Raw genomic sequence first — 12,444 nt, 5'->3', positions numbered from 1 at the left:
TAAAGCCGTTGAAACTACCGAAACAGCAAGCTGTAAGGACAACCTAGTGAAACAACCTTGATGCTTAAATGTCACGTTTAAACCCACTTCTTTATGCTGTAAGTAAATGACGCCTAACACCCAAATAAGGGGCGGAAACACGTGGGCTAAAATCCCGAGCGTAGCGAGTCAGCCCACGTGTTTGCGTCCCAGCGAGCGGAGCGAGTGACTTAATTTGTTTGTTAGTTGCCACTTCCAAAAGTTGCTTTGTAGTGCTTTTCCGCTGCCGAAAGTAAAAACAAACTCCACACATATAAGGGCAACCAAATTACATAGATCCCTATGTGGGGTAAGATAGCCTTAGTCGCTTCTAGATATACACCGACGAAAGACAGTAAAAAGATAAAAATTGCACCAGCCCCAGTTTTAATAATTTTCAATGCTGATTCAGTACTTTTTATAGGCGCAGCAAGAATTTTTTTGGAAGTATCGTAGACGACATTACATCCAAAAATAACACAAACGAAGACAAAGTAGTCATCTGTTGCCACAGAATTCAATATGTAAAACAGAATCGATGTAGGAAAAATCCAAAGAACAAGTATTACTGCCTTAAGAAATTTTTCATCAAATTTGCTGAGCATAATAATCCCTATGGCAATTAACACCTAAATATGGGGCACAAACAGGCAGGCTACAATGGCGAAGCCGCCTGCCTGTTTGTGTCCCAGCCCGCCTGCGGGCGACATGATTTTTTTGTTATAAGACATGTTACTTAAAACCTTGAATAGTGCCATTGGTACCAACAATAAGGCATACGCCACCATAATATAAACAATCATCTTTTATGAATGGTGAAGAGCCATAAATATCCAGTGGAACAATATTATTAACTTCGTTGATGCTTTTACCTATTAGCTGCGCGTTTGTTAGAACGAACAGTTGCTCCGATATTTTAGTTTGGGTTTCCAGGCTTGCTTCCATGTAAGTTAAAGAGACACCGTTATCCAAACTCTGATACAACCAAAACAAGTTGGTTAGCAGGAGTAATATTGAAAGGATACTGATAACAACCTTGTTCACTGAATTCCCTTTGTCTTATAACTTTTCAATAACGGGCGCAGGCACGTAGGGCATAATGGCGAAGCGGCCCTGCGTGTATGCGTCCCAGCGAACGAAGTGAGTGAGTTTATTGAGTTGTTATATTTCGGTTCAAAGTTCGACAAAACGAGAATTATCTACCAATAAACTCAACTTTTTAAAGTAACACTCTTTGCCTTGACCAACAGCTATAACCGCATAGTTTTTATTAGCAGATGCATCAAGGTTAAAAGTGCTCGTTTTAGAAAAGCTACCTACAGTGCATTTAGTTGTAAAACTATACTTACCGGCAAGAATAGAAATGTCTGAATTTGTGATGATATCTTTGTCGTTGAGTTTTAATGATGTAATTTGAAGAGCGGAGGGGGAAAGCTCTTCATTAAGCTTAGATGCGTCCGTCCATAAACTTATAGTCGCAGTCTCGTTGCTTGATTTTGACGGCCCATCATAGAATTGAATCGCGGTCGAACCGCAAGCACTTAAACCTACAATTGCTAGAAAAATAAACAAGCTCTTCATCTTAAAACATCCTTTTAGAAATATAACACCCACATAAGGGGCAGTAACACGTGGGCTAAAATCCGAGCGAAGCGACAGAGCCCACGTGTTACTGTCCCAGCGAGCCCGCGAGCGGCTTAATGTGATTGTTATGCGCGTTCTTGCATACAGTACGCATATACCTTATTTAACTTCTCCCATGACGGGTCGTCAACAACTTGCAGCTCGATGGGCAGCTCAGAAAATGAAGATAGTGCCTCATTTATTCTTGAACCAACTACTTCGATGTTAGAAACATAGAAATGCCATTCACGCGTACCAGAATGTGTATAACTGAAAACGAAAATTGCTAAACGATCATAATCGAGAATATTCACAACAGTATCTTCGAAATCTCGCATACTATCCATTTGGCTCGAACTTGGAAGCCCGCTTGAGTCTCGTTGGGTGTAATCCCAGAAAATGGTCAATCGCTTAGTATATTTCTCGTTACCAAATAAGTAATCCAGATCTGGCCTGTAGCGAATTAGAATTGGTTGTTCATTTCGTTGTCCCTCAGCTATGTTCCATGAAGCTGAGTCAGCCGATTCTATTTGCATAAATATCCTTCTAGCGCATAACTTTTAAATAAGGGGCGCAGACATGTGGGCTAAAATCCGAACGAAGTGAGCAGCCCACATGTTTGCGTCCCAGCCCGCGCAGCGGGCGAACTTGATTTTTTTGTTAGGTGCGTGCATTTTTAAACCACTACCCTAGGTGGTTTGCCATGAAAGTCCAAGTACAAATTTCTGAGATTATCTGGTACGAGAGGCTAGCCACGTTCAATACCTTCTTTGGTACCTTTCCAGAATAAGTGCTCTGTATAATATACATCTATGTACTCGAATTCCGCCTTGCTTGCAGTATCTAGTTTCTCGCTCATGTACTGCAAATGTTCTAGTGCTTCTTCTAAGTCGCCTTGATTTAACAAAATAGTTGTCAAATTTGCGAACTCTTCCATTAGAAATGTCAGCGCCCAACTCTCATGTTTTTCCATAAGAGGAACAACGTCAGGAAACTTAGTGCGGATCTCTTTTAAGAATCGTCTTATTTCTGATTTAGCCATTGATTTCCCAGAAGCACCTAACTTTCCAATAACGGGCGCAGACAGGTGGGGCATAATGGCGCAGCCGCCCCGCGTGTATGCGTCCCAGCGAACGAAGTGAGTGAGTTTATTGGGTTGTTATGTGCCTATGGGCTTAATTTCTTTTTGGTCGTATTCTTTCAGTTTTTGTTCAATTTCTTCTTTTTCTTTTAACATTTTCTGGTTATCCAATTTTTCTCTCCACATGAAGTAAAGTGCTTTAATTGGTTTTGCATCTTCATCCGACGCGTTACAGATGGGAAAAAGCTTAAACATTTCCTCTGACATATTCACAAATGTCTTTCCATTAGTATGAAACGCTATTTTTTCGTCAGCGACTCCGCTGAGAAAAAATAAAGCAAAAGCTTCCATGCCGTTTATATACCTATTTAAAAGAGGTTCCGCTTCAGCTAACTTTTCCACGTCACTACTCTTAATATCTTTGGTGTGAAGCCTAAACCCCTCATTTGTCCGTTCGAAAACTACGTCCTCGAAATAGGTTAGTTCGTGCGTCTTACAAAAAGAATCAAGCTCTAAGGATACTTGAACTATTTCATCCGAGTACCTCCTGCACTCAACAACAGCGGCCTCTACAGCTGCTCTATGACTTTGCGTCTTAAAAATTTTTACGTTCGAATGTATGTCTTTTTTCGCTAATTCGAGCTGGTCTTTAGTGAGTTTCAATTGCCACAGGCCAAAGCCGGCAATGAAAACTAAAATAACTCCGCTGATAAAATAAAGTAGTTCAGCCCAATCCCGAACCTGTGTGAAGACTATGCTAGTTTGCTCTATATCCATCTAACTTCCTTATCTTGCGATTTCCTACTAATTTTTAGGCTCATAACTTTTAAATAAGGGGCGCAGGCACGTAGGGCATAATGGCGAAGCCGCCCTGCGTGTTTGCGTCCCAGCCCGCGTAGCGGGCGAGCTTGATTTTTTTGTTATACACAAGGCTACTCCTTGATAAGTTTAAGCACTTCACTGTTTTCGGAGTCGAAGACAGATAGCGATGTGCCATTTAACTTGATTGTAACGAATACATATTTCTCTTTGTAGCCATTGTACATTTCCCCAAACCACTCAGTTTCTGTTGATTGAACAATATTTTTGATGATTGTGAGGCCAGAGTTTTGTTTATGAATTTGGTGCTCTTTGACACTTGCTACACCAGTTTTTAAATTGAATTCGATTAGAGCTGGTTTTGTTGCATGTTTCCAAACGCCTTCTATTGTTGATGAAGCAAATGCACTTATCGTTACGAAACAAGTTCCTATGAAAGCAGAAAATAGAAGAGACGTTTTGGTTTTATTCACTTTAATCTTCCTGATTTTGCGCATTGTGTATAACACTAAGCTTTGGGGCGCTAGCACGTGGGCTAAAATCCGAACGAAGTGAGTCAGCCCACGTGTTAGCGTCCCAGCGACCGAAGGGAGTGCCAACAGCGTTTTGTTAGGCGTACAACTGAAAGTACGCAGCTTTGCTGCCACCACTAGTCAATTAGACCGCGTGTTTAAATTATTGAATTTAAGATAAAACAACCCTGTGCGAAAAGCCAGATGTTAACGACATTGCTAGATAAAAGAGCGAGTTTAAAAGACTGGTGATGTTGAATGTTGGCGTTTCAGTGTTGATAAAAAGCGCGTTGCTAGGGCAGTTGAAACTACCGAGAAAGCAAGCCGTAAAGACAACCTAGCGAAACAACCTTGATGTTGAAATGTCACGGCTGAACCTACTTTTTAATGCTGTAAGTAAATGACGCCTAACACCCACATAAGGGGCAGTAACGCGTGGGCTAAAATCCGAGCGAAGCGACAGAGCCCACGTGTTACTGTCCCAGCGAGCCTGCGAGCGGCTTAATGTGATTGTTATGTTCGACCGTAAAACTTCCTGAGTACTACTTCAGTTTTGTTTAATTCTGAAGTGACCGACTTGAACCCGCCTTCAAGAAAGAAGGAGAGGTTTTGAGTGATAAAGTCTATATCAAGAGCAAGGATCTTCTGGTAACCAGATGTTCTATGTGCATCTCGTTCTCGCAACTTTTCCAAGCCATCCAAATAACAAATGGCTTGCTCTATTGTAAATGGCTCATTTAACTTTGTTGCACCAAATGTTGTTAGAAGACCAAAGCCCCAATGTATGCCCTCAAATCCAAAAAAAATATCTGGATTCTTAAACTTAACTTTAAACGCGTTGATATAAGTGCCGCCACAAACGATACACTCTTTAAGAGCATACTCTTGGGCTACAGCGTCAAAAGACGACCGACAACGACTTTTAAACAAATCAACTTGAGCTTGGTTATTCATACTAGAACATAACTTTTAAATAAGGGGCGCAGATATGTGGGCTAAAATCCGAGCGGAGCGAGTCAGCCCACATATCTGCGTCCCAGCCCGCGAAGCGGGCGACTTAATTTTTTTGTTAGGTGCGCTCACGCCAAGACCCCATTTAGCAGCATACTAGGCATAAAAAAGTAAAAAGCCAATAAACCTGAACTTGTAAATAGAAGTGCGACGGCGCAAAAAGATGCTTGAACGAAAAAGACGGAAGGTTTAGCAGATGCACTATGCCTAAAAGCTACTACTGAGGTTTTTAAACATTCTTTAATTGCTTGGTATTTAGTTGAGAACCAAGAAATGAGTGGAGCAAGGCTTGCGAAAACAAGAGCAAATGCGATTTCCATACCGCCTAGTTGAACTAAGAAGGCTATCTCTGGTAAAAATGCCGCCGCAGCAACCATTGCGATACCGATAACTGCGCGTTGTAAATTAGTTAATTCATTCCATGATTTCATAATTTTTCCTTTTAGCACCTAACTTTCCAATAACGGGCGCAGACATGTGGGGCATAATGGCGCAGCCGCCCCGCGTGTATGCGTCCCAGCGAACGCAGTGAGTGTGTTGATTGGCTTGTTAGCTGACATTGTTAATCGAAGAGAGTGTCGCCTTTTAAAGTCCACTTTAATCATAAGTCCTTTTCTCTAGGTTTATCAGCTTCTGGGTTTGCGAATAGGTAAAAGATAAAAACCAACCACATTGCTCCAAACACACCAACAGTTGTTACAACTAAGCGGAGAAATACTTCCATGACTGAGCCAGTAACATCTCTGGTTAGTATTGCATAAAAAACCAAAAGCATAATTATCGAAGAAGATATTACGGCGTACTTTAAAGCCCTTCTTGGCAAAGACTTTTGAGTCATGGTCTACCTACTGACAGCTAACTTTTAAATAAGGGGCGATAACGCGTAGGGCATAATAGCGAAGCGGCCCTGCGTGTTAGCGTCCCAGTGGGCTTTAGCCCACGACTTAATTTTTTTGTTAGATTTACTTACGTGACTACGCATAAAAAAACATAGCTTTTGATAAAATTGCAAACATAGAGACGCCAATAATTTGGGTGGCCCAAAGCATTTTAGATAGCTTTATAAACTTAACCTTGTCAGTAAAAACAAGTATTAAGCTTGGAATGATGCCCGAAAAAACGAAAACTAGTGTAGTCGTAGTGATATATCGGTGGTCTAAGTAACTTAAAATATATTCCTTTATGTTTGGAGAGATCCCATCGTCTTTTAGGGCAAAATAAGTCATCACTGCCCAAGAAACTGACCAAATACTAAAACACAGAAAGCTTAAACCCCACAGCTTCAACAAGCTCTGTTTACTTACTTTAGAAAATCCTTTTCGTAACCTATTCATAGCACCATTGTTTCTTGTAAATCTAACTTCCCACTAAGGGGCGATAACACATGGGCTAAAATTAGGAACGAAGTGACGCAGCCCATGTGTTAGCGTCCCAGCGAGCGAAGCGAGAGCCTTGAGTGGTTTGTTATGTGCGTGGCTCTCCAATACTTACAAGCTTATCATTTTTAAAGTAAAAACTTATGTTTTGATAGCTAATTACATCCTCGCCGTCCACGATAAATGCGTCAGGATTTGCTTGACGTAAAAGGAAAATAACATCTTTTTTAGACTTGGGCTCTATTCCAGCAACGATGAGCTTTCCTAGCTCAGTTACAGCTTCCTCCTGAGAGTAGAGTTCCATTGATGTATATTTATTAGTTACTGCTTGGTCAACCACAACCAAGAACCAATACCCATTTGAAAAAAGTAAAAGAACAAAGCAAAACCAAAATCCTGTTTTCCAGCTTTTAAAACTCATAGTGCGAGAGTCCTTTTAGCACATAACTTTTAAATAAGGGGCGCAGACGTGTGGGCTAAAATCCGAACGAAGTGAGCAGCCCACATGTTTGCGTCCCAGCCCGCGCAGCGGGCGAACTTAATTTTTTTGTTAGGTACGTGCTAATTATTCCTCGATGCTTGTCCACGATACCTATTAATTTTGGGGCTGAGATAATTGATATTTAGGATACAGCCATAGTCCCGCTTAGTGTATAACCAATCCTCGATCATTATATATTCAATATCAACTATTCTATTCGTTTGAACTTCACCCCTGATATCCAAGCATGGGCCAAACATAAACTCAGATCGAAAAATCACCCCAGACACATTAAATGAGGTGTAGCTACTTGGACCAAATATATCAGTTATTGGTCCGCTAACGTTATATCGCTCGTGACTATTGAAAGCTTGTTCAAAGTAATAAATTTTATAAAGCCCAGCTACTATAAACATGAGAAAGCAGAAAGCGAAAATTCCAACAAAAATCAGTCTGAAATTTTTGATTTCTGTTTCACTCAAGAATTGAAATTTATTCATGAGTACCTAACTTTAAGCTAAGGGGCGCTGGCACGTGGGGCATAATGGCGAAGCCGCCCCGCGTGTAAGCGTCCCAGTGACCGTAGGGAACGGCTTGAGCGTTTTGTTAGCTTTCATCTTTTACCATTTTACCGCACTGTTGATAAGCGTCTTCTGTGATGCTGAAATAAAGGGAAGTATTCTTGATTTGCAGGGCCCGCCTTTTAGCTATCCATTCTCTAAAGTTGTGTTTTTCTTCAATTCTGGACCAACTTATAAAAATTGGTTTACGCCAAAAAAGGAAAAATGATCGTTTGACCAGCAAACCTTCTTTGAAGCAGTGTATAGCCATAGAATTCCAATAATCTTTCTCCGTCGAATACTTATAAGAAGCGCTATTTTTCCAAAAAAAGACCATTTCTATTGAGTTGGGCTTACCGTGTGGTTTGGGTATATTTTCACTTACAGCCACATACTCACTCCATAGTGGGTGAGTATTTTCTCTATAGCTTAAATAGCTAAACAATAGTAACAGCGTTGAAGTAATTAAGATGGCAAACATGATGAAAGCTAACGCTAAGCTAACGGGCAGTGACGTAGCGGCATAATCGCGAAGCGCCGCTGCGTTACTGTCCCAGTGAACGAAGGGAACGTGTTTAGCGCTTTGTTATGTGCGTTCTTATTCATTTTGATATTCGCATTGCTCTGGGTGGTGTTTAAGTTGGTAGCTATTACAGGAAACTTTGATCCCAAGCTCTTCGGCCAATTGCATAGCAATCAAAAACAGCGATACAAAAACAATGACGCCCCAAATTGTATTATTTAAGTTTCGAATCCTGTTGGCAAACTTTGATTTTTTAAATTGGAATTGCACAAAGTTTTTGAGCGTGAACAAAAATACCGCGCCTAAAACAATGAACAATAATACTCCCCAGATGCTCATGTTTCTCCTAGCACATAACTTTTAAATAAGGGGCGATAACGCGTAGGGCATAATAGCGAAGCGGCCCTGCGTGTTAGCGTCCCAACGAGCGACAGCGAGTGACTTTATTTTTTTGTTATACGCCGTACTAACTTTCCATATCAATGTCTTCCAACTCTCCACTATCGTCATACTTGACGGAAATAACATAATCAGTAACTTCGTCTGGGAGCGTAAAATCGTAAACTTCTTCGTCGTCCCATTTATTCCTTAAAATTAATAAATCGATAATCTGGTGTATTTCTGGGACTTCAACTCCGGTTTTGGCTTTCCAATAACTTGAAGGGAGTTCATCTAAATGATGACTGATAAATTCGTCGACGCTGTATTCACCAACTTCAGTTCCAACAGCATTCCTTATGTCTTGTAATGCTTTTTGTTCATTACTCATATACTTAATCCTTAAGGCGTATAACTTTTCAATAACGGGCGCAGACATGTGGGGCATAATGGCGCAGCCGCCCCGCATGTCTGCGTCCCAGCGAACGCAGTGAGCGAGTTAATTGAGTTGTTATGTTTCTAATACTCCTCACCCTCATCCCCTACAAGTCTGGCTCCAAGTAATTTAGCTAACTTTTTCGCTTTCCCTATTTGGGCCTTGTCACTACCTAAAGTAATGCTGCCATTTGAGAATGTGAAATAATATTTTCTGCGTAAAATTGGACTAGTCCAAACGCAACCATTTGGAGTTTCGATTTCAATGGTTTCACCCGTTTCCGGATTCATTGCTTTAGCAACATGCTGCACAGTTAATGACGAATCGCTTTCGCAAATCGCCAACCATTCACTTACAGAAATCTGGTTATCACGCTCAATATGCAAACTATAAGAAGCCATAATATTCCAGCTTATTAATAATAAAATCCCAACTAAAATTTTACGCATAGTTTTCGAGAAACATAACGCTAAGCTTTGGGGCGCTAGCATGTGGGCTAAAATCCGAACGAAGTGAGTCAGCCCACTTGTTAGCGTCCCAGCGACCGAAGGGAGTGCCAACAGCGTTTTGTTAGGCGTACAAAGAAAAGTACGCAGCTTTGCTGCCACCACTAGCCAATTAGGCCACGTGTTTAAATTGTTGAATTTAAGATAAAACAACCCTGTGCGAAATGCCAGGTGTTAACGGTAATGCTGGATAAAAGAACGAGTTTAGAAGACTGGTGATGTTAAATGTTGGCGTTGCGGTGTTTATGAAAAGCACATTGCTAAAGCCGTTTAAGCAACTGAGAAAGCTTGCCGCGAATACAACCTAGCGAAACAGCCTTGATGCTGGAATGTCATGGTTTAACCTACTTTTTAATGCTGTAAGTAAACGACGCCTAACTTCCCACTAAGGGGCGATAACATATGGGCTAAAATTAGGAACGAAGTGACGCAGCCCATGTGTTAGCGTCCCAGCGAGCGAAGCGAGAGCCTTGAGTGGTTTGTTATAAGCCACTGTTTAAATAGCCTTACGCATTTTATCTATTAACTCAAGACATGCCTGATAAAGCAAGATTTCCATGTCCTCATTATGATAAAGAGGTCCCCAGCGGAATAGCCCTCTGAGACTAAATTGCTTTGCAATGAATTCACGCCATGTCACAGATTTAGACACACTGAATGTTTTAACGGTCTTGCCGTGATTAATGTTGTATAGACGCGAAACCAACTTAATTTTTGGACGCCAAAATATAGGTATACCAGACGTTCCGAGATTAACGGTAAAAGCTTCGCCACCGTGCAGTGTGACTATAATGACATCCAAGCCAATGTCAGATTTCTTCGGTTCCTTAATGGAAGAAATACTGTGGAGGCAAAAAATCTCCTCGAGTTTTTCGCGCATATGATCTTGTAGTGAATTTCCTGTTATAGAAAAGAACGACTCTATTTTAGATATGTTGCTGTCATTAACTACAGCTAATGAACCTAAGTATACATTTGGCTTTTCAGAGTTGAACCAATCGAAGAGCAAATTCAAATTCCTTTTGGCTTATAACTTTTAAATAAGGGGCGCAGGCACGTAGGGCATAATGGCGAAGCCGCCCTGCGTGTTTGCGTCCCAGCCCGCGCAGCGGGCGAGCTTAATTTTTTTGTTATACATCAAAGCGTCTACGGTGTAAGTAATCGATCTCCACCTCCATTTCATGGATCGTTCTGGTGGATTCTAAATTAAGACTTTCATGCATCAACTGTCGTTGTTTTTCGTAGTTTTCACTCATTTTTATATTTGATGCTTTACGGTACGTTTCTTCGTTAGGCCACTGTGCATAGGCAATGAAAGCACCATTTTTGTCGCGATGTAGCCGTGAACCCAGGCTACCTTTGAAAAGGTAAATGCCCTGTGTGACTTTTGGCCAAGCGGCTAGAAATTGGTCTTTACAGCCATCCTTGACTACAAATTCAAACATTACGATAAACATAAAGTGTCCTCCTTGATGTATAACTTTTAAATAAGGGGCGCAGGCATGTGGGCTAAAATCCGAACGAAGTGAGCAGCCCACATGTTTGCGTCCCAGCCCGCGGAGCGGGCGAACTTGATTTTTTTGTTAGGTGCGTGCATTTTTAAACCACTACCCTAGGTGGTTTACCATGAAAGTCCAAGTACAATTTTCTGAGATTATTCGGCACGAGAGGCCAGCCACGTTCAATACCTTCTTTGGTACCTTTCCAGAATAAGTGCTCTGTATAATATACATCTATGTACTCGAATTCCGCCTTGGTTGCAGTATCTAGTTTCTCGCTCATGTACTGCAACTGTTCTAGTGCTTCTTCTAAGTCGCCTTGGTTTAACAAAATAGTTGTCAAATTTGCGAACTCTTCCATTAGAAATGTAAGCGCCCAACTCTCATGTTTTTCCATAAGAGGAACAACGTCAGGAAATTTAGTGCGGATTTCTTTTGAGAATCGTCTTATTTCTGATTTAGCCATTGATTTCCCAGAAGCACCTAACTTTCCAATAACGGGCGCATACATGTGGGGCATAATGGCGAAGCCGCCACGCGTGTATGCGTCCCAGCGAACGCAGTGAGAGTGTTGATTGGGTTGTTAGCTATGCCTTAAAACTTCAACCCCAAGTACATATGATACATATAACAGACCGAACCACCCTAGAATATGTCCAAAGTCCTCGCCGAAATAATCTAGTGAAGAGAAGCCTTCTATGATTTCACTGGCAGGTTTGGAGAATACGATGAGGCTTATACTTAAACCCGGTTCCCAAAGCAAATACCAATAAGTTGATAGTCTCCAGCTTGTACCTTCAGTAGTAACTATGAAAAAAGTCAACACAGTGAAGACTACAATGCCAATTATTTTGGAATTTCTCCACCTTTTAAAACTGTCCGCTAATGAATGCTGATATTCATATTTAGAGTATAGGAATACAAAGGCAATTGGTGACAAATAGAGTAAAAAAATAGCGATTGAAAATAGCATGTTCACCAAAATAGCTAACATTAAGCTAAGCGGCGCAGTTGCGTGGGGCATAATGGCGAAGCCGCCCCGCGTAAATGCGTCCGAGCGACCGAAGGGAGTGGTCTTAAGCGCCTTGTTATAAGCAAAGCCAGTTCCTTTGGTCTGTTTAAAAACTGTTAAAGCCAGCATACGATTGATTGTTAACACAGACAAGTAGAACGACTGAGCAGCAATGGTTTTGACCTGACTGAAGCTAGCCGCCATTTGAACTGTCGAACGCATTGGCGCTTGTTGACGTTGAATAATAAATTGGCGATAAAGCGCCTAATGCGCAACCTTTGAATTGTAAGCGGCGGATTTAAACCTACCACAAGTCAGAGCGATGCAAATGAAAACAGATGAGGGCAGTTGCACTGGGATTTGTATTAAGCCAAACGCAGTTTAGGCTGATGCCTTATAAAACTTTCCAATAACGGGCGCAGGCACGTGGGGCATAATGGCGAAGCCGCCCCGCGTGTATGCGTCCCAGCGAACGTAGTGAGTGAGTTTATTGAGTTGTTAGGTGACATCTCAAACATCCTTGAGCAAAACTACCAATAAAAACGAAGAAAGCGCAGAGAAAGCCATAGCTAAATAGTATTTTCTTGCCAAATTATGAGCGCACACAAA

17 protein-coding genes and 1 pseudogene are annotated in these 12,444 nt (G+C 41.4%); all 18 read right to left on the bottom strand.

The features are described from left to right. Positions 1-221: 221 nt before the first annotated feature. Positions 222-623, bottom strand: a complete 402-nt coding sequence (locus ACXAFM_RS00550) for a hypothetical protein (RefSeq protein ID WP_474825949.1) — start codon at positions 621-623, stop codon at positions 222-224. 127 nt (positions 624-750) lie between these two features. Then, positions 751-1,062: a hypothetical protein gene (locus tag ACXAFM_RS00545; protein ID WP_474825948.1), complete on the bottom strand. Its 312-nt coding sequence runs from the start codon at positions 1,060-1,062 to the stop codon at positions 751-753. A gap of 129 nt (positions 1,063-1,191) precedes the next feature. Continuing rightward, the gene (locus ACXAFM_RS00540) at positions 1,192-1,599 is read right to left on the bottom strand and encodes a hypothetical protein (protein ID WP_474825946.1); all 408 of its coding nucleotides are present in this window, start codon (positions 1,597-1,599) and stop codon (positions 1,192-1,194) included. Positions 1,600-1,727: 128 nt separating this feature from the next. Next, positions 1,728-2,177 carry a DUF695 domain-containing protein gene (locus ACXAFM_RS00535; RefSeq protein ID WP_474825943.1) on the bottom strand — a complete coding sequence of 150 codons (450 nt, stop codon included), beginning with the start codon at positions 2,175-2,177 and terminating at the stop codon, positions 1,728-1,730. A gap of 140 nt (positions 2,178-2,317) precedes the next feature. Beyond that, positions 2,318-2,683: pseudogene (locus ACXAFM_RS00530) on the bottom strand (DUF7674 family protein). A gap of 117 nt (positions 2,684-2,800) precedes the next feature. After that, positions 2,801-3,499, bottom strand: a complete 699-nt coding sequence (locus tag ACXAFM_RS00525) for a hypothetical protein (protein ID WP_474825941.1) — start codon at positions 3,497-3,499, stop codon at positions 2,801-2,803. A 155-nt stretch (positions 3,500-3,654) separates the two neighbouring features. Beyond that, positions 3,655-4,014 (bottom strand): hypothetical protein, encoded by a 360-nt coding sequence (locus ACXAFM_RS00520; RefSeq protein WP_474825939.1) that lies wholly within the window; start codon positions 4,012-4,014, stop codon positions 3,655-3,657. Positions 4,015-4,566: 552 nt separating this feature from the next. Beyond that, positions 4,567-5,007 carry a hypothetical protein gene (locus ACXAFM_RS00515; RefSeq protein ID WP_474825937.1) on the bottom strand — a complete coding sequence of 147 codons (441 nt, stop codon included), beginning with the start codon at positions 5,005-5,007 and terminating at the stop codon, positions 4,567-4,569. Between the two features lie 125 nt (positions 5,008-5,132). Next, positions 5,133-5,513, bottom strand: coding sequence for a hypothetical protein (locus ACXAFM_RS00510; RefSeq protein WP_474832707.1), 381 nt, complete (start codon positions 5,511-5,513; stop codon positions 5,133-5,135). Between the two features lie 1,015 nt (positions 5,514-6,528). Continuing rightward, complete coding sequence (locus ACXAFM_RS00505) at positions 6,529-6,861, bottom strand: hypothetical protein (RefSeq protein ID WP_474825932.1); 333 nt, start codon at positions 6,859-6,861, stop codon at positions 6,529-6,531. Between the two features lie 666 nt (positions 6,862-7,527). Continuing rightward, positions 7,528-7,872, bottom strand: a complete 345-nt coding sequence (locus tag ACXAFM_RS00500; RefSeq protein ID WP_474825930.1) for a hypothetical protein — start codon at positions 7,870-7,872, stop codon at positions 7,528-7,530. A 207-nt stretch (positions 7,873-8,079) separates the two neighbouring features. After that, positions 8,080-8,343, bottom strand: coding sequence for a hypothetical protein (locus ACXAFM_RS00495; RefSeq protein WP_474832704.1), 264 nt, complete (start codon positions 8,341-8,343; stop codon positions 8,080-8,082). 127 nt (positions 8,344-8,470) lie between these two features. After that, positions 8,471-8,830, bottom strand: coding sequence for a hypothetical protein (locus ACXAFM_RS00490; RefSeq protein WP_474825926.1), 360 nt, complete (start codon positions 8,828-8,830; stop codon positions 8,471-8,473). Between the two features lie 71 nt (positions 8,831-8,901). Then, positions 8,902-9,267, bottom strand: a complete 366-nt coding sequence (locus tag ACXAFM_RS00485; RefSeq protein WP_474825924.1) for a hypothetical protein — start codon at positions 9,265-9,267, stop codon at positions 8,902-8,904. Between the two features lie 553 nt (positions 9,268-9,820). Next, complete coding sequence (locus ACXAFM_RS00480) at positions 9,821-10,333, bottom strand: hypothetical protein (RefSeq protein ID WP_474825922.1); 513 nt, start codon at positions 10,331-10,333, stop codon at positions 9,821-9,823. A 121-nt stretch (positions 10,334-10,454) separates the two neighbouring features. Next, positions 10,455-10,781: an antibiotic biosynthesis monooxygenase family protein gene (locus tag ACXAFM_RS00475; RefSeq protein WP_218420011.1), complete on the bottom strand. Its 327-nt coding sequence runs from the start codon at positions 10,779-10,781 to the stop codon at positions 10,455-10,457. A gap of 142 nt (positions 10,782-10,923) precedes the next feature. Continuing rightward, positions 10,924-11,343, bottom strand: a complete 420-nt coding sequence (locus ACXAFM_RS00470; protein ID WP_474825920.1) for a DUF7674 family protein — start codon at positions 11,341-11,343, stop codon at positions 10,924-10,926. Positions 11,344-11,406: 63 nt separating this feature from the next. After that, positions 11,407-12,057 carry a hypothetical protein gene (locus tag ACXAFM_RS00465; RefSeq protein WP_474825918.1) on the bottom strand — a complete coding sequence of 217 codons (651 nt, stop codon included), beginning with the start codon at positions 12,055-12,057 and terminating at the stop codon, positions 11,407-11,409. Positions 12,058-12,444 lie beyond the last annotated feature (387 nt).

It is taken from the genome of Alteromonas sp. ABD4_190 (assembly GCF_056160105.1).
Note: the sequence above shows the minus strand (reverse complement) of the source record. Positions and strands in the feature narration are given on the sequence as shown.